Source organism: Synechococcus sp. RSCCF101, assembly GCF_008807075.1.
Classification (GTDB): Bacteria; Cyanobacteriota; Cyanobacteriia; order PCC-6307; family Cyanobiaceae; genus RSCCF101.
In genome coordinates this window covers 171689-192094 of sequence record NZ_CP035632.1, presented here as the reverse complement: position 1 = coordinate 192094, position 20406 = coordinate 171689, and the positions used below count along the sequence as shown (strand labels likewise).

Annotated in this window: 26 protein-coding genes; 13 read left to right on the top strand and 13 right to left on the bottom strand. The window is 71.9% G+C overall.

All coding sequences use genetic code 11. The features are described from left to right. Window positions 1-17: 17 nt before the first annotated feature. Genes EVJ50_RS00985 through EVJ50_RS00970 form a run of 4 tightly spaced genes read left to right on the top strand, consistent with a single transcriptional unit; the run spans window position 18 to window position 3762 of the window. The gene (locus tag EVJ50_RS00985) at window positions 18-1307 is read left to right on the top strand and encodes a glucose-6-phosphate dehydrogenase assembly protein OpcA (protein WP_150881962.1); all 1290 of its coding nucleotides are present in this window, start codon (window positions 18-20) and stop codon (window positions 1305-1307) included. 52 nt (window positions 1308-1359) lie between these two features. Beyond that, complete coding sequence (locus EVJ50_RS00980; RefSeq protein WP_150881961.1) at window positions 1360-2754, top strand: cobyrinate a,c-diamide synthase; 1395 nt, start codon at window positions 1360-1362, stop codon at window positions 2752-2754. Then, on the top strand, window positions 2640-3053 hold the full coding sequence (locus EVJ50_RS00975) for an acylphosphatase (RefSeq protein ID WP_150881960.1): 414 nt from the start codon (window positions 2640-2642) through the stop codon (window positions 3051-3053). Before EVJ50_RS00980 ends, EVJ50_RS00975 begins: the two co-directional genes overlap by 115 nt. A 10-nt stretch (window positions 3054-3063) precedes the next feature. Next, window positions 3064-3762, top strand: coding sequence for a GAP family protein (locus tag EVJ50_RS00970; RefSeq protein WP_370455552.1), 699 nt, complete (start codon window positions 3064-3066; stop codon window positions 3760-3762). Here the strand turns inward: EVJ50_RS00970 and EVJ50_RS14790 are convergent. From EVJ50_RS14790 to folD, 6 genes are all read right to left on the bottom strand, one after another. Next, a complete protein-coding gene (locus EVJ50_RS14790; protein ID WP_255452637.1) occupies window positions 3701-3907 on the bottom strand; it encodes an ATP-binding domain-containing protein in 207 nt (68 codons plus the stop codon). The two genes, EVJ50_RS00970 and EVJ50_RS14790, sit on opposite strands and share 62 nt — an antisense overlap. Next, window positions 3841-4467, bottom strand: a complete 627-nt coding sequence (locus tag EVJ50_RS14785; RefSeq protein WP_225323213.1) for a hypothetical protein — start codon at window positions 4465-4467, stop codon at window positions 3841-3843. The genes EVJ50_RS14790 and EVJ50_RS14785 overlap by 67 nt, the downstream gene beginning before the upstream one ends. Next, a complete protein-coding gene (locus EVJ50_RS14780) occupies window positions 4416-5177 on the bottom strand; it encodes an AAA family ATPase (protein ID WP_225323005.1) in 762 nt (253 codons plus the stop codon). Before EVJ50_RS14780 ends, EVJ50_RS14785 begins: the two co-directional genes overlap by 52 nt. A gap of 44 nt (window positions 5178-5221) precedes the next feature. Continuing rightward, window positions 5222-5755: a divergent PAP2 family protein gene (locus tag EVJ50_RS00960; protein ID WP_150881959.1), complete on the bottom strand. Its 534-nt coding sequence runs from the start codon at window positions 5753-5755 to the stop codon at window positions 5222-5224. Continuing rightward, window positions 5752-6702 (bottom strand): geranylgeranyl diphosphate synthase CrtE, encoded by a 951-nt coding sequence (gene crtE / locus EVJ50_RS00955; RefSeq protein ID WP_150881958.1) that lies wholly within the window; start codon window positions 6700-6702, stop codon window positions 5752-5754. Before crtE ends, EVJ50_RS00960 begins: the two co-directional genes overlap by 4 nt. A 68-nt stretch (window positions 6703-6770) precedes the next feature. Then, window positions 6771-7679 carry a bifunctional methylenetetrahydrofolate dehydrogenase/methenyltetrahydrofolate cyclohydrolase FolD gene (gene folD, locus EVJ50_RS00950; RefSeq protein ID WP_150881957.1) on the bottom strand — a complete coding sequence of 303 codons (909 nt, stop codon included), beginning with the start codon at window positions 7677-7679 and terminating at the stop codon, window positions 6771-6773. A 92-nt stretch (window positions 7680-7771) separates the two neighbouring features. Here folD and EVJ50_RS00945 point away from each other — a divergent pair, with 92 nt between their 5' ends. Beyond that, window positions 7772-9877, top strand: coding sequence for an HDIG domain-containing metalloprotein (locus tag EVJ50_RS00945; RefSeq protein ID WP_150884750.1), 2106 nt, complete (start codon window positions 7772-7774; stop codon window positions 9875-9877). Here EVJ50_RS00945 and EVJ50_RS00940 read toward each other — a convergent pair. The 3 genes from EVJ50_RS00940 to EVJ50_RS00930 form a co-directional block, all read right to left on the bottom strand. Then, on the bottom strand, window positions 9874-10212 hold the full coding sequence (locus EVJ50_RS00940) for a hypothetical protein (RefSeq protein ID WP_150881956.1): 339 nt from the start codon (window positions 10210-10212) through the stop codon (window positions 9874-9876). The genes EVJ50_RS00945 and EVJ50_RS00940 overlap by 4 nt on opposite strands. 18 nt (window positions 10213-10230) lie before the next feature. After that, window positions 10231-10635: a hypothetical protein gene (locus EVJ50_RS00935; protein WP_370455551.1), complete on the bottom strand. Its 405-nt coding sequence runs from the start codon at window positions 10633-10635 to the stop codon at window positions 10231-10233. A 75-nt stretch (window positions 10636-10710) separates the two neighbouring features. Further along, complete coding sequence (locus EVJ50_RS00930) at window positions 10711-11997, bottom strand: glycosyl transferase (RefSeq protein WP_191964818.1); 1287 nt, start codon at window positions 11995-11997, stop codon at window positions 10711-10713. 119 nt (window positions 11998-12116) lie between these two features. Between EVJ50_RS00930 and EVJ50_RS00925 the strand changes: the two genes are divergently transcribed. The 3 genes from EVJ50_RS00925 to EVJ50_RS00915 are packed head-to-tail and all read left to right on the top strand — an operon-like array spanning window position 12117 to window position 15209. Then, window positions 12117-13886, top strand: a complete 1770-nt coding sequence (locus EVJ50_RS00925; protein ID WP_225323003.1) for an alpha-amylase family glycosyl hydrolase — start codon at window positions 12117-12119, stop codon at window positions 13884-13886. Next, window positions 13883-14704, top strand: a complete 822-nt coding sequence (locus tag EVJ50_RS00920) for an HAD-IIB family hydrolase (protein WP_150881954.1) — start codon at window positions 13883-13885, stop codon at window positions 14702-14704. The genes EVJ50_RS00925 and EVJ50_RS00920 overlap by 4 nt, the downstream gene beginning before the upstream one ends. Window positions 14705-14720: 16 nt before the next feature. After that, a complete protein-coding gene (locus EVJ50_RS00915) occupies window positions 14721-15209 on the top strand; it encodes a hypothetical protein (protein ID WP_150881953.1) in 489 nt (162 codons plus the stop codon). Here the strand turns inward: EVJ50_RS00915 and EVJ50_RS00910 are convergent, their stop codons facing one another. Together EVJ50_RS00910 and EVJ50_RS00905 are read right to left on the bottom strand one after the other, a co-directional pair. After that, window positions 15210-15521, bottom strand: a complete 312-nt coding sequence (locus tag EVJ50_RS00910; RefSeq protein WP_150881952.1) for a hypothetical protein — start codon at window positions 15519-15521, stop codon at window positions 15210-15212. It abuts the gene before it with no gap. 62 nt (window positions 15522-15583) lie between these two features. Next, complete coding sequence (locus tag EVJ50_RS00905; protein WP_150881951.1) at window positions 15584-15883, bottom strand: MTH1187 family thiamine-binding protein; 300 nt, start codon at window positions 15881-15883, stop codon at window positions 15584-15586. Window positions 15884-15980: 97 nt separating this feature from the next. Here EVJ50_RS00905 and EVJ50_RS00900 point away from each other — a divergent pair, with 97 nt between their 5' ends. Beyond that, a complete protein-coding gene (locus tag EVJ50_RS00900) occupies window positions 15981-16277 on the top strand; it encodes a hypothetical protein (protein WP_150881950.1) in 297 nt (98 codons plus the stop codon). Between the two features lie 4 nt (window positions 16278-16281). Here the strand turns inward: EVJ50_RS00900 and EVJ50_RS00895 are convergent, their stop codons facing one another. Next, the gene (locus EVJ50_RS00895; RefSeq protein WP_225323002.1) at window positions 16282-16563 is read right to left on the bottom strand and encodes a hypothetical protein; all 282 of its coding nucleotides are present in this window, start codon (window positions 16561-16563) and stop codon (window positions 16282-16284) included. Between the two features lie 144 nt (window positions 16564-16707). Between EVJ50_RS00895 and EVJ50_RS00890 the strand changes: the two genes are divergently transcribed. Further along, a complete protein-coding gene (locus tag EVJ50_RS00890; RefSeq protein ID WP_150881949.1) occupies window positions 16708-17217 on the top strand; it encodes a hypothetical protein in 510 nt (169 codons plus the stop codon). Here EVJ50_RS00890 and EVJ50_RS00885 read toward each other — a convergent pair. After that, a complete protein-coding gene (locus EVJ50_RS00885) occupies window positions 17199-17666 on the bottom strand; it encodes a DUF427 domain-containing protein (RefSeq protein ID WP_150881948.1) in 468 nt (155 codons plus the stop codon). The genes EVJ50_RS00890 and EVJ50_RS00885 overlap by 19 nt on opposite strands. A gap of 73 nt (window positions 17667-17739) precedes the next feature. On the opposite strand from EVJ50_RS00885, the gene EVJ50_RS00880 reads away from it, so the two are divergent. From EVJ50_RS00880 to grrP, 3 genes are all read left to right on the top strand, one after another. Then, on the top strand, window positions 17740-17988 hold the full coding sequence (locus tag EVJ50_RS00880) for a hypothetical protein (protein WP_150881947.1): 249 nt from the start codon (window positions 17740-17742) through the stop codon (window positions 17986-17988). A 397-nt stretch (window positions 17989-18385) separates the two neighbouring features. Continuing rightward, on the top strand, window positions 18386-19414 hold the full coding sequence (locus tag EVJ50_RS00875) for a cellulase family glycosylhydrolase (protein ID WP_191964817.1): 1029 nt from the start codon (window positions 18386-18388) through the stop codon (window positions 19412-19414). Between the two features lie 64 nt (window positions 19415-19478). After that, window positions 19479-20384, top strand: coding sequence for an extracellular substrate binding-like orphan protein GrrP (grrP, locus tag EVJ50_RS00870; RefSeq protein WP_150881945.1), 906 nt, complete (start codon window positions 19479-19481; stop codon window positions 20382-20384). Window positions 20385-20406: the final 22 nt, after the last annotated feature.

Below are 20406 nucleotides of genomic sequence, written 5' to 3'. Positions count from 1 at the left end.
CTCACCGCCCCGCTCCGATGACCCCGCAACTGACCCTGCAGGCCCCGCTGGAACTGCCGCCGGCCGAGGTCTCCGGGTACCTCGAGAAGCTCTGGGGCGAGGGCATGCTCGGCAGCCACGGCGGCGCCACCTTCAGCCTGGTGGTCTGGCAGCCGGCCTGGGTGGAGCAGCAGCTGGTGCGCACCGGGCTGCTGGAGGGTCCGGTGACCGGTGTGGTGCGCGACGGTCTGATCGATGCCGCCCGGGAGGCGGTGGGAGCCTGCGACCTGCCGGCCGGCACCTCGCCCCTCTCCCCGGATCTGGCCTGGGCCCTCGGGCAGCGGCCTGGCGATCGGGATGCCGCCGACCTGCGCGGGCAGCACGTGGACGGGGCCATCAGCGAACACATGCCCCGCCGGTTGATCACCCTGGCCCCCACCCTCGATGCACCCCACGCCCTCGAGACCCTCGTGGCCGCCTACTGCCCTCTGCCGGAGGAGGGGGCCGCGGCAGCCGCCTGCGGCGACGTGGTGGTGATGCGGGGCGATGCGGGCTCCCTCAGCCAGGGCCTGCGGCTGCTGGATCCGCTGCTGCCCTCCGATCTGCCCTGCTGGGTCTGGTGGAACGGCTCGGTCGACGAAGCCCCGGAGCTGCTGCAGAGCCTGGTGCACGGCCCCCGCCGGCTGGTGATGGACAGCGCCATGGGCAGCCCGCGCCGCTGCCTGGATCTGCTGGGTGAACGGATCGGGGCCGGCCAGGCGGTGAACGACCTCAACTGGCTGCGCCTGCGGGGCTGGCGCGAGTCGCTGGCGATGGTCTTCGATCCGCCGAGCCGCCGGGATGCCCTGAACCATGTGGTGCAGCTCGACATCGATGTGGAGGGCGATCATCCCGGCCAGGGCCTGTTGCTCACCGCCTGGATCGCCGATCGGCTGGGCTGGCGCATGCTCTCAAGCCGCTCGCTCGAGGAGGGAGGCATCGAGACCGACTTCGAACGGTCCGACGGGGCCCGGGTGCGGTTCCGGCTCCTGCACGTGCCCATGGGTCTGCCCCATCCCCACCCGGGCCAGATCGTGGGGGTGCGGCTGATCTGCGAACCGGAGCAGCACCCCCCGCTCTGCGTGATTCTCTGCTCGGAGTCCGGCGGCTGCATGCGCCTGGAGGCCGGTGGTGTGGCCAGCATGGAGCTGGTGGAGGATGTGGTGCCGAGCCGCCCGATGCGGGACGAGGCCGAGGTGGCCCGTCTGCTCTCCGGCGGCCACGACACCACCAATCCCCTGCTGGCGTCGGCGGCACCACTGGCGGCCCGGTTGCTGCCGCGGGCTTGAGGCCAGCCCGGAAGCCGTGGCTGCGGCCGGCCCGGTGGTCAGCGGGGGCTGAATGGCCTGCCTGATCGCCGCCCCCTCCAGCGGCAGCGGCAAGACCCTGCTGACCCTGGCGATCAGCGCCTGGCTGCGCCGCCGCGGCGGGAGCGTGCAGACCTTCAAGACCGGGCCGGACTACCTCGATGCCGGCTGGCTGGGACGGGTGAGCGGCCGGCCCTGCCGCAACCTCGATCCGGTGCTCTGCCCGGACGTCTGGCTGCTGGAGGCGTTCCGCCACTGGGGCGGCCGCGCACAGCATGCGCTGGTGGAGGGCGCGATGGGGCTCTTCGATGGCATCGGCGCCGGTGAGGAGGGCAGCTCGGCCCAGGTGGCCCGGCTGCTGCGGCTGCCGGTGGTGCTGGTGGTGGAGGCCAGCGGCCAGGCGGGGTCCGCCGCCGCTCTGGTGCGGGGCTTCCGCGATCACGGCGGCGCGGATCTGCCGATCGCCGGGGTGATCCTCAACCGGGTGGGCAGCCCGCGTCACGCCGCTGTGCTCCGACAGGCGATGGAGGCCATCGCGATGCCGGTGCTGGGCGTGGTGCCGCGTGAGACCAGCCTGCAGCTTCCCTCTCGCCACCTGGGGCTCAACGCAGTGCAGGAGCTGCCGGACCTGGCGGAGCGGCTGGAGCACTGGGCCGGCCTGATGGAGGAGGCCATCGACTGGCCGGCTCTGCTGCCGCTGCTGAGCCCGCCCCCCCCGGGCCCCGATCCATTCCGGAACCTGGACCCTCCCGGGGCCGTTGACAGGCCGGTATCGGTGGCGGTGGCCGCCGACGCCGCTTTTCACTTCCGCTACCCGGAGGCCAGCGAGCTGCTGCAGCGGCAGGGGGCGGTGCTGGTGCCCTGGAGGCCCAGCGAGGATGAACCGTTGCCGGAGCTCAGCGACGCGGTGGTGCTGCCGGGCGGCTATCCGGAACTGCACGCGGGCCGGCTGGCCGGGTGCCGGAACGCGCTGGGTTCGCTGAGGCGCGCGGCGCTGGCCGGTCTGCCGATCTACGCCGAATGCGGCGGTCTGCTGCTGCTGGGACGGGAGCTGGAGGATCCCGGCGGAACCTCCCACGCCATGGCCGGCCTGCTGCCGTTCCGGGCCCGCCGCGGGGCTCTCTCGGTCGGGTACCGCCACCTGCACCCGTGCCGCGACGGGCTGCTGGCACGCCGGGGCGAGGTGCTGCGGGGCCACGAGCTGCATCGCTGGCAACTGCAGGAGGCGGGGGGGGCCGGAGGGGATGGGGACCCGCCGCCGGATCTAGGGTTGTGGCACAGCGAAGGATGGGGCATTCCCCCACGACTCGAGGGATGGAGCACGGCAACGATCCACGCCAGCTGGACCCATCTCCACTGGGCTGGCTGCCCGATGATCCCCTCACGACTCAGCCGCGCCGCAAGACGCTTCAGGGCGGCCGCGAGCTGAGAACCAATGAGCCCCGCACCGGCGAGATCATCGAGCGCTGGCGGCTGGTGGTGGAGGGCAGTGTCCAGGGTGTGGGCTACCGGGAGGCCTGCCGCGGGCGGGCGCGGGAGCTGTCGCTGAGCGGCTGGGTGCGCAACACCACCACCGGAGCGGTGCAGATCGAGGCGGAGGGCCGGATCGGCAGCCTCAGTGATCTGCGCATCTGGTGCGAGCACGGGCCCAGCTCGGCCCGGGTCACCCAGGTGACGAGTCACCAGATCCCGCTCACCGGCGACGACTGGTTCGAGATCCGCCGCTGAGGACACCGCCATGACCGCTGCACCGCTGAGCCCGGACCTGCTCTGGAGCGAACTCGTGGCCTATGGGGCCGGCATCAGCCTCAGCCCGGTGCACATCGGCGTGCTGCTGCTGCTGCTGGTGGGCAGCCATCCCCTGCGTCGGGCCGGCTGGTTCCTGCTGGGCTGGGTGCTGACCACGGCCCTGGCCGTGGCCCTGCTGATCACGGTGGGGCACAGGCTTCTGCTCGACATGTCGATGGGCACGGACCACCGCACCGGCCTCGACCTGCTGGCGGCCGGTGCGCTGCTGGCCCTCGGCCTGAAGGAGCTGCTGCGGCGGGGCAGCAGCGAGGAGGCGCCGGGCTGGACCCGTTCCCTGGAGCGCTTCGTGGCCATGCCCATCCCCCTGCTGCTGCTGCTCTCCGCCGCGGCCGAGCTGATCAGCCCGGACGACCTGTTCCTCTTCGCCAAGGCGGCCTCGGCCCTGCTCGCCGCCGGCCTGAGCCCGCTGCAGGAGACCCTCGACACGGCTCTGTTCACCCTCGGCGCCAGCGCCCTGCTGCTGCTGCCGGTGCTGCTGGTGCTGCTGCTGGGGGAGCGCTCCAGGCCGGTGCTCGAGGGCGGGCGGGACTGGCTCTTCCGCAGGGGGGACTGGCTGGTGGGCGGCCTCAGCCTGGTGCTGGCGGGCTACCTGGGCTGGCAGGGGCTGGTGGGTCTGCAACTGAACTGAGGGCCAGCTCCCGGGCGCTCCAGGTGCGGGCGCCGGCCGTCTCCACACCCTCGATCCAGACCCGCTCCCGGGCACGGGTCACCGCCACGTAGAGCAGCTGCCGCCGGAGGGGGCCGTCGCCGGCCCGGAAGAGATCGGAGGCCACGAACACCTCGCGGAAGCTGCTTCCCTGGGCCCGGTGCACCGTGAGCAGCGCCGCCGGTCCCAGGGAGGCGAAGGCATCGCGCAGGCGGAAAGCCGCGCGCCAGAGGCCGCGGGCCCGGTCCTCGTCCGCTTCGCGGCGGGCCTGCCGCCGCAGGTCGCTCTGCAGCTGGTCGACCTGCGCCCTGGCGTCGCTGTCCAGGGGGGCAGCAGCCGCAGCGAGAGGCGGAGATCCGCCACGTCGGCCTCCAACCGCAGCACCTCCACGGCACCGGCGACCGGCACCAGATCGGGTTCCGACAGCAGAAGAGCGAGATCGCAGCGCTCCCGCCGCACCGAGCGCACCAGCAGCTCCCGGTTGGAGGCGAGCACCAGGCCACCCTCCTCGCCGCTGCCGGCATCCCGATGGCTGGCGGCCGCCATCACCGCCTGCCGGGTGATGAGGCGTTCCCCGGGCAGCACGGGCCAGCGATCGGCCTCGGGTCCATGCACCGCCCGGCGCACGGCCGGCATCAGAGCTTCGATGGTGCGGTTGCGGTGGCAGAGGATGCGCGCCGCATCCACGTCATCGACTCGGGCCGCCTGCCGCAGGGCGGCCATCGCCCGCTCGCGCCAGGTCGCCGTGCCGAGAACCCCCACCCGGCCGCGGGGATCCGCCACCAGCAGGCCCGGCCGGGGGGGCGGAGCGGCAGACGCTCCTCCCGCAGCGCCGAGGCCAGCCCCAGCACCGGTCCCTGGTGGCGCACCACCTGCCGCAGCAGGCCACGACAGGCCGGCTGGAGATCGAACACCGGACTGCGGCAGGCTCCCACGGGCGGCAGCTGGGCCGAATCGCCCACGAACACCAGGCGGCTGCCCGAGCGCGCCGCGCAGGTCAGGGTGATGGCCAGCAGATCGGCATCGAGCATGGAGGCCTCGTCGATCAGCACCAGATCGAGCGCCTGCAGCGCCAGACCGGTCTCCTCGCTCTCCACGCAGCCCTCGAGGCCCTGGCGACGCTCCAGGCGCAGCCGCAGCAGCCGGTGCAGGGTGGAGGGGTACCAGGTGGCGTGCAGCCGGTGCGCGTCGAGAGCCTCCCGCAACACACCCACGGCCTTGTGGGTGGGGGCGGCCACGGTCCAGCAGAGGCCGCAGGCTTCCACCGTCTGCAGCAGCAGCATCGACAGCACGGTCTTGCCGGTTCCCGCGTAGCCCTCCAGCAGGAAGGGCGCCTCGCTGCCGGAGCCGAACCAGTCGCTGAAGCGTCGGTGGGCCTCCGCCTGATCCGGTGTCATCCGGAAGGCGGAGGCGGAGCCGGCGTCGTTCAGCCGAGCGGTGTTCAGCCGATCGGAACCCAACCGATCCGCTGGGCCAGCTGCCAGGGCGAGCCCAGCAGCGACAGGCCGCTCAGGGCCACGGCAGGACCGATCAACCCTCCCACCAGCACCTCGAGCCGGCTGTGGCCGAGGTTCTCCTTCAGCGGCGGGGCTGAGGGGCTGTCGGAGGAGGGAGCCGGTCCCCAGGCGTCGGCCGGCAGGGCATTGACCCGCTGGGCGATCCGTCCCGCGGCCCGGCGCACGCCACTGGCGTCGTACATCACGACGATCGCCGCGGTCGCCGCCAGGGCGAAGAGGGGATCATCGAACCCCAGCTGCCAGCCCACGCCGGCGGCCGCACCGCTCATCAGCGCCGAATGGCTGGAGGGCATACCGCCGGTCTCCAGCAGCACGGCGGGTCGCCAGCGGCGATGGGCCACGAGCTCCACCAGCAGCTTCGAGAGCTGGGCCGTGCCGCAGGCCAGCAGGGCCCAGGTGAGCACACCGTTGCGCAGCAGCTCGGGCAGGCCGTGGAGGGAGGAGGCGGCGTCGCTCATCGGTCGCGGCTGGTGATGTAGTCGGCCAGGGCCAGCAGGGGCTGGGCGCGATCCAGCCACGGCTCCAGGCCGGCCTTGGCGGCATCGATCAGCTGATCGGCGCGCTGGCGCGACTGCTCCAGTCCCAGCAGCTTCGGGTAGGTGGTCTTGTCGGCCACCAGATCCTTGCCGGCGGTCTTGCCCAGCACCTCGCTGCTGGCGGTCACATCGAGGATGTCGTCGATGATCTGGAAGGCGAGTCCGATGCCGCGGGCATAGGCCCGCAGGCCATCGAGCAGGGCCTGGTCGGCCCCGGCGATCAGGGCGCCGCAGAGCACGCTGGCCCGCAGCAGCGCACCGGTCTTGTGCAGGTGGATGTACTCCAGCGTCTCCAGATCCACGCTGCGGCCCTCGCTGTCGAGATCCACCACCTGGCCGCCCACCAGGCCGGGAGCGCCCGCCGCCAGGGACAGCTCGGCCACCACCGCCAGCAGGCGATCGGGCGGCACGCCGGGGCTGCGGCGCGCCACCATCTCGAACGCACGGGTGAGCAGGGCATCGCCGGCGAGGATCGCGGTGGCCTCCCCGAACTTCACATGGTTGGTGGGCTGACCGCGGCGCAGATCGTCGTCATCCATCGCCGGCAGGTCGTCGTGGATGAGCGACATGGTGTGGATCATCTCCAGGGCCACCGCCGTGGGCATGGCCAGCTCGGCCTCCCCGCCGGCCAGCTCACAGGCCGCCAGACAGAGGATCGGCCGCAGCCGCTTGCCACCGGCCAGCAGTGAGTAGCGCATCGCCTCGCGCAGCCCTTCCGGCCGTTCCGGGCCCAGGCTGGCGTCGAGCGCCGCCTCGACCCGCTCACGGGAGCCGTTGAGGTAGGTCCCGAGATCAAAGCCGCCGCCGGGCGCCGCCGGGGCGGTGCCGGTCCCGGGGGACGAGGGCACTCCTGTTTCCGCCGCCTGCATCGCCACGCCTCAATCGCCGGATTCTCTCAGGCGGGCCACAGGCCGCGGAGGAGGAGGCGACGGCGCGATCAGGGCAGCACCACCGGCAGGGGATCGGGACAACCGCAGCGGCGGCTCCAGCTGGCCAGGGCATTCACCAGCAGCAGGGTCACGGTCATGGGGCCCACTCCCCCGGGCACCGGCGTGATCGCCGAGGCGAGGGGCTCCACCTCCTCGAAGCGCACATCACCGCAGAGGCGCGGGCGGGCCTCGGGGCCGGCATCGGGATCGGGCGCCCGGCGGTGGATGCCCACATCCACCACCACGGCCCCGGGCCGCACATGCTCCGCCCCGATCAGCCCCGGCCGACCGGCCGCCACCACCAGCACGTCGGCCTCGCGGGTGATGGCGGCCAGATCACGGCTGCGGGAGTGGGCCACGGTGACCGTGGCATCGGCCGCCTCCAGCATCAGCGCCATCGGACGGCCCACCAGGATGCTGCGGCCCACCACCACGGCTCTGGCCCCCTCCAGGGGAACCCGCTGCTCGGCCAGCAGCGCCATCACGCCGGCCGGTGTGCAGCTGCGCGGGCCCGGTTCGCCCCGGAGCAGGTGGCCGAGATTCAGGGCGTGCAGACCGTCGGCATCCTTGGCCGGTTCGATCGCCGCCAGCAGGGGCCGCTCGTCCAGGCCGGCGGGCAGCGGCAGCTGCAGCAGCAGCCCGTCCACCGCGTCGTCCCGGTTGAGGCGCTCGATCGCCGCCAGCACGTCGGCGGAGCTGCTGTGGGCCGGCAGATGCGCCCCGAGGCTGCGCATGCCCACCCGGGTGCAGGCGCGCTCCTTGTTGGCCACGTAGACCCCGCTGGCCGGGTCATCACCGACGCGCAGCACCGCCAGGCCCGGTGGACGACCGGCCCGGGAGACGTGCTCGCGAATCCAGGAGCTGAGGCGCTCCTCGATCCTGGAGGCCAGCGCACGGCCGTCGAGACGGGTCGCCATGGGTTCGCTCGAGAGGACGCCATCATCCGGCCGACGGCAGCACGGCTAGCGTTCAGGTTGCCTTTCGCTGAACGGTGCCTCTCCGCAGACGGATGTGGCGGCAGCAGCGGCCAGGGCGCCTCGGCCGCGTCTGGAGACGCCTGCAGGAGCCACGGGGCCCGATCCTGCGCTGGTCGGCGGGTGGGCGGCTGCTGGTGCTGGCCGCCTGTCTGCTGGTCGCCCTGCTCTCCAGCTGGCCCTGGCTGTTCGAGCCGAGCCTGCGGCCGGGCATGGCGGCGCCGTTCGAGCGACGCGCTCCGGCCGATGCCGTGGTGGAGGACCGGACGCTGCTGGATCAGCGCCGCTCCCAGCTCATCCCCCGCACCTATGTGGAAGTGGTGGACGAGGAGGCGAGCCACGAGCTCCGGCTCGCCCTCGAACGCCAGCTGGTGCGGCTGCAGACCTGGGCCAGCGCCGGTGAGGAGCGTGTCGAGCCCATCAGCCTCAACGATGCGGAACGGGCCTGGCTGACCGCCCGCGACGACGCCCAGCGCCGCAGCTGGGACATGGCGCTGCGCCGCGCGCTGGAGCGGATGCTGCGCCAGGGGGTGGTGCCCAGCCTGGCTGAACTGCAGCTGCGGCAGGCGGCCGATCTTCAGCTCAGCGACCTCGGCGAGGCCGGGGCGCCGCCCCGCAGCCTCGGCGCGCGGCTGCTGAGTCAGACCCTCAGCGGCCAGACCAACCTGCGCACCGATCCCGACCTGAGCAGCCGCCTGATCGAGAAGCTCCTCACCAAGGAGGGCATCCCCACGATCGAAGTGCAGCGGGGCGATCTGATCATCCGCAAGGGCGAGACCATCAGCCCCCAGGCCTACGACGTGCTGGACCACTTCGGCATGGTCAGCCGCGGCCCCAGCCCGCGCGACTGGGCCGGGCGCTTCGCCGAGGGCCTGGCCGTGAGTGCGGTGATGGTGCTGCTGATGCGGCGGGACCGCCCCTCGCTGGAAGCCCGTCAGGCGCTGCTCGCCCTCGGGGTGCTGGTGACCGTTCAGGTGCTCAAGCTCTGGGCCGGCGTCGGCGCCGGTCCGGCCGTCAGCCCGCTGGCCCTGCTGGTGCCGCCCACCCTGCTCATCAGCCAGGGGCTGGGGGCCACGGCGGGGCTGGCCTGGCTGGCGGCGGCGGCCCTGCTCTGGCCCACCCCGGTGGATGGCATCGGCGAGGCCCAGCTGCTGGTGGGCGCCGGTGTGGCCGCCCTCAGCGCCGTGCTGGCTGGCCGCCAGCGCAGCAGGGCTCAGCTGCTGCAACTCGCCCTGCTGCTGCCGCTCGGGGCGCTGCTGTTCCAGGTGCTGCTGCTGCGCTCGGGCCTGTTCAGCGCCTACTTCCGTGAAGTGGGGGCCGACGGCGGCGAGCTGGCCGGCGAGGCGGCCCTGATGGGCGTCCTTGTGATGGTGGGGCTGCTACTGGCACCGCTGATCGAGACCTTCTTCGGGCTGCTGACCCGGGCCCGGCTGCTGGAGCTGGCCGACCAGGAGCGGCCGCTGCTGCGGCGCCTCTCGAAGGAGGCTCCCGGCACCTTCGAGCACACCCTGATGATCTGCGGCCTGGCGGAGGAGGGGGCCCGCACGATCGGCGCCGACGTGGACCTGATCCGCACCGGCGCCCTGTATCACGACGTGGGCAAACTGCATGCGCCGCAATGGTTCATCGAGAACCAGGTCGACGGCCCCAATCCCCACGACCAGCTCGACGATCCCCGCGGCAGCGCCCGCATCCTCCAGGCCCATGTGGATGAGGGCCTCAAGCTGGCCCGCCGCCACAGGCTGCCCCGTTCGGTGGCCGATTTCATCCCCGAGCACCAGGGCACCCTGAAGATGGGTTACTTCTTCCATCAGGCGCGCCAGCGCGATGCCGCCACCCCGGAGGCGGACTTCCGCTATCGGGGCCCCGCACCCCGCTCCCGCGAGACGGGAATCCTGATGCTGGCCGATGGCTGTGAAGCCGCCCTGCGCTCGCTGCCGCCCGAAACCAGTGACCAGCAGGCCCGCGACACGGTGCGCCGCATCGTGGAGGCCCGCCTGCGCGATGGCCAGCTGGCCCACAGCGGCCTGAGCCGGGCGGAGGTGGAGCTGCTGATCCGCGCCTTCGTCCGCGTCTGGCGGCGCATGCGGCACCGGCGCATCCCCTATCCGATCCCCGCCCGCCGCGGCTACCCGGCCTAACGCCGGCGGCGCTGCTGCCAGCCGTCGAGGTCGCGCAGGGTGCCGGCCACGGCCTCGAGGAAGGCGGCGATGGCCAGGAGGGCCACCGCCAGCTGCAGGGCCGAATCCAGGCGCCAGCCCTGCAGGATCAGCACCAGACCCATGGCGGGCATGGCCATGCGCAGCAGCAGCAGCAGCCCCTGCAGCAGAGCGAGGGTGACCAGTCCATCAGCCAGACGGGCGCGGCCCATCAGCTGCAGCACCAGCTGGAATCCGGCCGACACCGCCAGAGGCAGCCCCCCGAAGAGCAGCAGCACCCCGGCCAGCGAGGCCCAGTTGAGCACCCCATCCACCATGGCCGGATTCCGCTGACCTCAGACCCGGTACACCGCCAGCCGCCGGCGATGCACGGGGCGGCACCAGTAGATCAGGGCCAGCAGGTTCAGCAGCCAGAAGGCCGACGCCCCGAGCGCCAGGGGCAGGCGCTGATCGGGCACCAGCACCAGCCGCACGATCACATAGGGAAGGCTGCCGGCCAGAGCGAGCGAGAGGGCCACGATCGCCACGACGATGCCCCAGCGGCGGCGGGCCAGCAGGGCAGCGCAGGCCACCACGCCCACCACGGCATCGGGCCAGGCCACGCTGCAGGCCATGACCAGATTGAGCACCTTCAGGTGCGCGTCGGTGGCCAGATCCAGAGCCACCGCCGGGAAGGCCAGCAGGTTGGCGGCGAGGCCGAGCCAGGCAAGCACCGTGTAGCCCCGGGGCAGATCGGCCATACCCATGCGCAGTGAGGCGCGGCCACCTTACGCAGAGCGGACCGGGGCTGCTCGCGGGCGGGAGCCGGGGGAGGCTCAGGCGGTGCGCAACCGGCGGGTCGCGGGGCGGCGCACGGGGGCCGGGGCCGGGCTGGCCGCCGCGGTGGCGGGAGTGCCGGCCGGCGAGGTCGCCAGACTGGAGCCCACATCCCGCAGGGTCTCCCGCAGACCGGGATCAAAGGCCAGCGCCCGCGACCAGCTGGGCATGCGCCAGCCGGAGGGGCGCTCCATGAACGAGGTGCAGCCCGGCCTGAGCAGGGCGGTGAAGTCCTTCACGGCGTTCTCCTCGCCGTGGCGGTCGTAGGGGAGGCCGTTGAGACGGGCATCGAAGGCGTGCTGCCGCACCCGGTCCTCCGCCACACGGCGATAGACCACCTCCAGGGCCGAGAGTTGCTCGGAGGTGAGGGCCCGCGACTCGTGCTCCATCAGCCCCCGCAGCAGGCTGGCGAGGATCTCCCGGCACATGCGCTGCAGCCCTTCGTCCGGCCCGGCTCCGATGGCCTTGTGCTTGTGATCGAAGATGCCGAGATCCACCTGGGCGATGCGGCAGATGGCCACATGCCGGTACACCTCCGAGAGCAGGCCGATCTCCAGACCCCAGTCGCAGGGGATGCGCAGGTTCATCGCCAGGTCGCGGGTGAAGGCGAATTCGCCGGCCAGGGGATACCGGAAGGACTGCAGGTAGCGCAGAAACGGACTGGCCCCCATCAGCTGCTCGAGCGACTGGAGCACCGGTGAGACGAACAGCCGCGTGGCCCGTCCGTGCAGCCGGCCCTCCTCCACCGAGAGGCGGCTGTAGAACGCCTTGACGTAGGCGATGCCGTCGGACGGCTCCAGCAGGGGGGCCAGCATCCGCAGCGGGTAGGCCGGCGAGAAGGTGCGGATGTCGGCGTCGAAGAGCGCGATCAGCTCCGCATCGAGGCTGGCCACCCCCAGGCCCTGCCACACCGCCCAGCCCTTGCCCGGCGGACCCAGCACGTCGAGACCGCGCTGGTGCACATCGGCCAGCAGCTCCCGCACGGCCGGACCATTGGTCCAGAGGACACGCACCGGGAAGGGCACATCGGCGAAGAAGGCCCGGGCCGCCTCCACCTCCTCGGGAGCCTCCGCGGCCAGGGCGATCAGCAGGCCCCCGAGGCCGGTGAACTCCCGCAGCACATCGCGGATGAGGGTGAGGGCGGGCCGCTGGAACTCCTCGAACAGGCAGGGAATGAGCACCCAGGTCGGGTGCTGACGCAGACGCGACTGCAGGTGGGCCTGGATCGCCCCATCGGGACGGCCGTAGTCATGAACGGTGGTGATGGCGTCCTGCAGAAAGTCCATGACGGGGAGGAGACGGGCGAATCGGCAGAACGGAACGGGATCCCGGGCTCGGAGGCGGTTGCGCCGAACAGTGGTGAACGAAACAGTCGTGATGTCCTCTCTGCCGGAGGCTGCACCGCATGGATGAGGCACCCCCGGAAGCCATCGGATCGACGGACCCCCCCCTGGAGGGCGGCCGATCCGATGTGGGACGACTGGACGATCTGCTCTGGTGGATCTACGGCGACCATCCTCCCGGCATGGCCGCGGCCCTGTTGTCGCATCGGCTGCAGCGGACGCCGGCCCCGGCCACTGCAGGCTGGGATCAGCGCACCGCGGTGCTGATCGGCTACGCCGATGCCGTCCAGGCACCGGGCGAACCGGGACTGCGCACCCTGCGCCGCTTCCTCGATCAGCACTGCCCCGGGCTGTTTCCGGTGCTGCATGTGCTGCCGTTTCTGGAATCCACCAGCGACGGCGGCTTCGCCATCAGCAACCACACCCGCATCGATCCCGCCTACGGCGACTGGGTGGATCTGGCCGCCCTGGCGGAGGGCCGCACCCTGATGGCCGATCTGGTGCTGAACCATGTGTCCTCCTCGCACCGCTGGGTGCAGGACTTCCGCCGTGGTGCGGTCCCCGGCGGACAGATGGTGCTGGCCCGCCCGTCCGAGGAGGGCTGGGACCAGGTGGTGCGGCCGCGCAGCTCGGCCCTGTTCACCCGGGTGGAGACGGCGCAGGGACCGCGGGAGCTGTGGACCACCTTCGGCCCGGACCAGGTGGATCTGGACTGGCGCAACCCCGCCGTGCTGGTGGAGTTCGTGGCCCAGATCGATCGGCTGCTCAGCCACGGAGCCCACTGGATCCGCCTCGATGCGGTGGGGTTCCTCTGGAAGGAGGCCGGCAGCTCCTGCATTCACCTGCCGCGCACCCACGCGCTGGTGAAGGTGCTGCGCATGGTGCTGCAGGCCCGGGAGTTCGCAGCCGTGATGGTGAGCGAGACGAACGTGCCGGAGGAGGAGAACCTCTCCTACCTGCGGCCGGGCGATGAAGCCCAGCTGGCCTACAACTTCCCCCTGCCGCCGCTGCTGCTGGAGTGCCTCACCAGCGGCCGGGCCGACCTGCTCAACAGCTGGCTCTGCCGCTGGCCGGTGCTGCCGGCGGGCACGGCGCTGCTCAACTTCTCCGCCTCCCACGACGGCATCGGCCTGCGACCCGTGGAGGGTCTGATGCCGGAGGAGCGGTTGCAGCGCCTGCTGCGCCACTGCGAGATCCAGGGGGGACTGATCAGCCACCGGCGCCGGGCCGACGGCAGCGACAGCCCCTACGAGATCAACATCACCTGGTGGAGCGCCATGGCGGACAGCGGTGGCGGCGACACCCTGCAGTGGGAGCGCTACCTCTGCAGCCAGCTGCTGGTGGCGGCGCTGGCGGGGGTGCCGGCCTTCTACCTGCCCACCCTGCTCACCTCCCGCAACGACCGGGGGCGCTTCGCGCGCACCGGCCTGCGGCGTGACCTCAACCGGGAACGGTTTCTCGAGGAGGCGGTGAACCGGCGCCTGCGCGATCCCGATGCGCCCGCCGCCCGGGCCCTGGCCGCCATCGGCCACGCCCTGCGGGTGCGCCATCAGCTCAGGGCCTTCCATCCGGAGGCGCCGATGCGCTGCCTCAGCGGCAGCCGCAGCGATCTGGTGCTGCTGCGGCGGGGTGAAGATGGCCATCACGTGTGGGCCGTGCACAACATGACCGCCGAGCGGCTGAATCTGCCCCTGGCCCGGCTGCTTCAGGCCGCTGACGGCCAGCCGCTCGCTCCCCAGCCCCTGGTGGACCGACTCAGCGGTTCCCTGCTGGAAGCCGCCACGCCCACCATCCCGCCCTACGGGGTGCTGTGGCTGCAGGGGCTGGGATGACAGCGACCGGCAACGGCACAGCGGACTGGTGGGTGGTGACCGACCTGGACGGCACCCTGCTCGATCACCGCTACGACTGGTCGCCGGCGGCGGCCACCCTGGCGGTGCTGCGGCAGGCCGGGATCCCGGTGATCCCCTGCACCAGCAAGACGGCCAGCGAGGTGCGCAGCCTGCAGCGGGAGATGGCCCTGGTGGGCCCTGCGATCGTGGAGAACGGCGGCGCGGTGCTGCTGGAGCGCGACGCCCCCGAACGCGATGAGGGACTCGGCCCGGACAGCCGGTCGCTGCATCAGGCCCTGATGCGGATGGCGGATGCCACCGGCGTCTCCCTCACGGCTCTGGTGGATCTGGAGCCGGAGCAGGTGCGGCGGCTGACCGGCCTCGGAGGCCAGGCGCTGACCATGGCGATGGAGCGGCAGTGGAGCATGCCCTTCCTGCCGCCGCCCGCGGACACCTGGCCGGCCGTGCAGGCGGCGGCCGCCGCCATGGGCCTCAAGGTGCTCCAGGGCAATCGTCTGGCACACCTGATCGGCGGGGCCACGGACAAGGGTCTGGCCCTGGCCCATCTGCAGCGGCGGCTCGGAGCGGAAGGAGCGTCGGTGCTGGCGCTGGGCGATTCCCCCAATGACCTGGCGCTGCTGGAGGCCGCGGACGTGGCGGTGGTGGTGCCCGGTGCGACCGGTCCCCACGCGGAGCTGCAGGAGAACCTGAACCGCGGCCGCTACCGACTGGCGCCGGAACCCCACGGAGCCGGCTGGGCGGCCGCGGTGCGCCGGGTGCTGGCCGAGGCCGGCCGGGCCCTGCCCGAGCCGGGCTGAGGGGGGAGAGGCCGGGATGTTGATTCTCTGGACCGTCGGGCTGATCGTCTCGGGCGGCTGGTGCCTCTCGATGCTGATCGCGCTGCTGTTCTGGGAGCGAGCCATCGTCAGCCGGCGCGAGGCCCGCCAGGCCGGCGTGTCGGATTTCGATTCGCTGCAGCTGCTGATGCCCCGCTCCACGCTCTGGCTGCCGCTGCTCAGCCTGATCGGCGCCGCGGTGCTGCTGGGCTGGATCCTGATGCGGATCGGCCTGCTGGAAGCGGTGACGGTGCTGGTGTCCCTGCTGGTGGGGATCGGGTTCGTCTCGGCGATCCTGCTGCCCGACCGCCGCCAGCGCTACTGGGGCGATCGCTTCCTCAACACCCTCTACGCCCGCCGCGACAGCTTCATCCGCAGCGGCGACCACTTCTGGGAGGACCTGGCCTCCGAGCTGATCGACAAGCTGGAGGAGGCGCTGGGCTATTCGATCCAGGGCCGCGAGCGCAACGGTGGCAGCGGCAGCTGATCAGCAGCCGCGCTCCTCGTCCTGCGACTGCTCAAGAGCCGTCTCGATGCTGGCCAGCAGCAGGGCCAGGGCTTCGCTGCGGCGCAGGGGGGAGCGGCTCACCTGATCGAGCCAGCGGCGGGAGAGGGTCTCGATCTGGTGAAACAGGTCGCTGGCATCGCGCAGGGTGCCCATCACCCGCTCGGCGCCGATCGCGTCGAGGTCCTCGCGGCCGAGGATCACGTAGCGTCGACCGTCCTCACCCACATAGCTGAGCTGGCCGTCCGGATCGAGCGTCGGGCCGGCATGTGGGGTGATCGGCTCGTCCGGCATGGCGCCCTCACCTGCAGCCGCTCCACCACAGGTAGCGCCGGAATCCGGCTCTGGCAGCGCCCTCAGGCGAGCCGGGCCCGGACGCTGGCGACCTTCTCCTCGAGGCTCTGGTCACGGTCCGTGCGGGTGTTGACCTTGAGCACGGTGTAGATGCGGGGCGCTCCCAGGGCGTGCACCGCGTCGTGGCAGCGCTCGATCGCGGCGAACACCTCGGCCCACTCCCCTTCCACCGCCGTGCCGTTGGCCTGCAGCTGATGGTCGAGACCGGCCTCCTGCAGCACGGTCTGACAGGCCGCCACATAGGGCGAGAGGGACACGCCCACGCCGATGGGCACCAGACAGAGATCGACCGAGACACGCATCGCCGGCGACACACAGGTGCTGCCGTCCTAACCCGTCTGTCGACAGAATGGTGCTCCCGAAGGCCGGCGGGTCCGGCCGTGCTGAGGCAGAGGGTCCGTGTCCTGTGAACGCTGCGGCAGCTGGTCGGTCAAACGCGACCGCAGCCTGGGGGGGCGGATGGTGTGCGGCCGCTGCGGCCATCCCCTCTCCGGCGGCCGGCGACGGCAGCGCGCCGCAGCGCGGGGAAATCCCCTGCAGAACTGGCGCCCCGCCGCACTGATGGGTCGCCCCTGGGCCCTGATGGCCCTGATCCTGCTGCTGGCCGGAGCCGGCCTGGCTCTGATGCAGGAGAGTCCATCCCGCCGCTTTCAGCCGCTGCGCCAGGACCGGACGGCGCCCGGCCTGCTGTCCTGACCCCCTACAGCTGGGCCACGTAGCGCAGGGTGCGCCAGGTGCCGTGGGGCGTGCTCACCTCCACCCCCACGGCCTGGCAGCAGGGGTGGGCATGGTCGATGCGGCTGCACCAGGCCGATGCGGCCGCCTGAGCCGATTCCAGGGAGTCGTAGGGGAGATCGAGCTCGGGGTGGGGCGCGCCCTGCAGGTCCACCAGCCGGTAGAGGCGCCCAGCGCTCCGGTGCAGCGCCCCGCTGGCGGTGAGATACAGGCGACCTTTCTGGTCGAGATCAGAGGAATGGGCCATCGACACTCCAATCGCGAGGGGTTCAGCGCGAGCCGGGCATCTGGGACAGCCAAGGGCGTGTCACGGCCGCCTGGCGACCGGACCAGCTCTGTGGTACCTGGCATGCTGTTGCCCAAAGTCTGCCATGAACCTCGTCTCCAGCCCGTGAGCGCTGCCTCCTCCCCCTCCAGCCCCCCGCCAGAGGGGGGTCCCGGCGCAGGCCTGCTGCAGGCCTTCGAGGCCTGGCTGAGCCTGGCACCGGGGCCGATCTTTCCCCGCGCCCGGGAGCTGTACCGGCTCAAGTACAGCCTGGATGGACGCGAGGCCAGCGGCAGCCACCGCCTGTTCGTGGTGCGCGAGAGCATCGACGAATCCTGCGAGAGCGATGGTGAGGGCGGGCGGATCGGAGTGGTGACCATCCGTGCCATCCGCCTGGCGGTGGTGCGCTGGCAGGCGCGCACGCCCCTGAACCTGGAGGAGGCCGAGGCCTACCTGGCGGAGCGCTGGGGACTGCACGACAGATCACTGCAGCTGCTGCAGGAACCCTGGTTCCGCGACGGTGGTCCCCAGGCCCAGTTCGATGCGCCCCTCGGGCTGCAGCACACCTACCGGGCGCCCCTGCCGGCCACCCCGGCGGACGACACCGGCAACGGAGCTCAGATCAGCTCGGGGTGAGCGGGATCGCCCTTGAACGGGCCGGTCACCTTGGAGGTGATCCAGCCGCCGTAGAAGCCGCCCGGCTGGGGCAGGGCCCGTTCCCCATCCACCCAGCAGGCGTCCATCAGGGCCGCGTAGAAGGCCACCCAGCCGCGGAGCTCGCGGAAGGCGGGGGTGGGATCGAGATAGGTCCAGGCCGCCCTGGGCAGGCGCCGACCGCCATGAACGATGTCCCGGTAGCTGGCCACCCCCTTCCACTCGCAGAACGAGCCACCGGTGGCGGGCACCAGCACCCCCTCGCTGATCGACTCGGGCGGCAGGTAGTAGGTGGGCGGGTGGAACGTCTCGCGCACCTGGAAACAACTGCGACACTCGGCCACCACGATTCCGAGCGCCTCGACCCGCACATGCTCCTCAACCCGCACCAGCGCAGGCGGTCTGGGGAAATCAGACACGAAAGTTGGCATTTGCCTGACAGGCGTATCCGCAACCGGTTACAACGATGACAGGATCACCACGGAGGGAGCCATGCAGACCATCATGCCGCGTGCGGGACGCGAGCTCAAGCATCTGCCCCGTGTTCCCGATCCGGACATCCGCGAGCGCTATGCCCTGCGCACCTCCGACGGACGCGATTTCCTCGGCGTCAACAGCAGCGACGCCCACATCGAACGGGTGAGTGACAGCGAGAACGCCTGGCAGTTCCACACCCATGAGCGGGCCGTGGAGGCGGCGATCGCGATCAACGAGGTGTTCGAGGAGGCCGTGGATGTGGTGCGGCTCCACTGAAGCCAGCCAGCCTGGGCCCACTCCGGGACCGGGCCTGGCTCACTGCTGACCGAGAAGCTCCGTCCAGGAGAGCGCCGTCGCAGGAGCGCAGCGGCGGCTGCGCTCCTGCTCGCGGCGATGCTCCCAGCTGGTGAGGCCGGCTGACGGGACATCCATCGGCCAGGCAGGCAGGGGGCAGCTCAGCCCATCGCCGAACGCAGGATTGAGCGGCAGCAGCTGATCCATTCGGAGCGGAATCGCATGGCTTGGCGCACAGTCTGGAGCCATTGTCTGCAACAGCAGGGTGTCAGGCGCTACCTGCAGGCTTCGGTGTGAACCCCAGCACGAATCCGGCCTTCTGATGCAACGGTCCGCGGCACAATCCGGGAGGCTCCGGGCAGCAATCCGCTGCTGGATCGTGCTGGCGCTGCTGCTGATCGGCGTCGCGCTGCCCACGGCCCTGGCAGGCCCTGTCTCCCTGCGACAGAACGTGCGCACGGCACTGGAGCACCAGCACCATGGCGCGAACGCCCTGCACGTGTTCGGTGGCGACAGCGGCGCCATGGCGCGCTGGACCCTCACGATCGTGCGGGAGGTGATTCCGGCGATGCGCGATCAGCCGATCAACGCCCCCGCAGGACGTGATGCCCGGGGGAGGGTGCTGCACGACCTGCGGGGCGTGGTGGAGAGGAACCGGGCGAACGGCCTGATCACCATCCTCTGCCCGTTCGGCTGGACGGGCCTGGAGGAGGACGTCATGGCGGGCCGTTCGCCTGGAGCCGTGGCCTGGGCCAGCGACTATCGGGCCACGCTGCAGGGCTGGGCACGGGCCTTCCGCAACGACGCCGACGTGTGGCTCGAGCTGTGGAACGAGCCCTACGACTGGCAAGCCACCGCCGCGAGCGACGGTCTGCAGTGGCGCGCGGAGATGCAGGAGCTGGTGGCCGCGGTGCGGGCGGTGGCGCCGCAGCTGACCGTGGTGGTGCCGGCCGGAGCGATGGGGCAGAACGAGCAGGTGCTGCTGGATCACGGCCGCTCCCTGCTGGGCACGGACCCCCATCTGGTCTTCGACCTGCACGCCTACGAACGCTGGCTGCCGCCCGCCGCTCCGGTGGCTCCGGAGGCTCCGCCCCGACAGCACCCGGCGCAGGCGACGATCCAACGGCGGCTGCGGGCCCTGCGCCGCCGGGGACTGCCGCTCATCATCGGTGAGACCGGCCCCGCCAACGCAGGGCTGTCGCTCGATCCGGAACCGCTGCTGCGGGCCGCCGACGCCGAAGGACTGCCGGTACTGGCCTGGCTCTGGAAGCGGGATCGCTCCGATCCGAGCGCTCTGCTGGGCGAGGACAACGCAGAGCGCAGCGGCACCGACACCTGGGGCGGCCTGTTTCACGCCTTTGCAAGCGGCAGCCTCCCACCGGCCATGCCCATACGATCACGGAACTGACAGGCGTGCCGCGATGTCGCAGAGGTCCCATCCGCCTGAAGGCGGTCGGCATGGGCCGGCCGTGATGCTGCGGCGTGCCGCTGCCGCCGGCCTGCTGGCGGTGCTGGGGTGGCTCGGGCCTGGCGCGCCCGCCCTGGCCGAGACCGCCGTGGAGAAAGCGGCTCGCACCGGCGTCCTCGGCATGGGTGTGCCGGAGGGCGTGCCTCCCTATGCCTCCCTCGCTGCCGACGGCAGCCTGCAGGGGTACGCCGTGGATGTGTCGGGCCTGATCGCCGAGGAGCTCTCCGACTACCTGGGCAAGCCGATCAGCGTGGTGAGCGTCACTGCCGACTCCGCCGATGCGGCCTTCCAGGCCGTGCATCGCGGTGACATCGATCTCTTCTGCGGGGCCCAGTTCACCTGGCGCCGGGAGATGTTCGTGGACTTCACCACCCCCTTCGCCCTCTCCGGCATCCGGCTGCTCACCGCCGCCGGCGGGCCGGACGGCACACCCGCATCCCTGGCCGGCAAGCGGATCGGCGCGGTGGCGGGAAGCCTGGGGGCCACCACGCTGGAGGCCCTGCAACCGCAGGCCACGCTGGTTCCCATCGCCTCCCTTGCCGATGGACTCGCGGCGCTGCGCAGCGGCCGCGTGGACGGCGTGATCGGCGACACCCTGCTGATCGCGGGCGCGGTGGCCGAGGCTGACGCCACGGATCTCGATCTCGTGCCCGAGACCCCCTACAACCGCTACGCCGTGGGCTGCATGGTGCCGGAGAACAACGGCACCCTGAGGAATCTCGCCAGCCTGGCCATCGGAAAGATGGTGCAGGGCTATGTGAACGGCGAGCCGCGTTACGTGGAGCTCGTGAACCGCTGGCTGGGACCCGACAGCGACCTTGAACTGCCCACCGAAGCGATCACGGCCTTCTTCAATGCCGTGCTGCTGAGCCACGAACAGATCGCCGTGCCCCCCGTCACCACGCCCTGAGCCCCGCCACGCCCTGACCCCA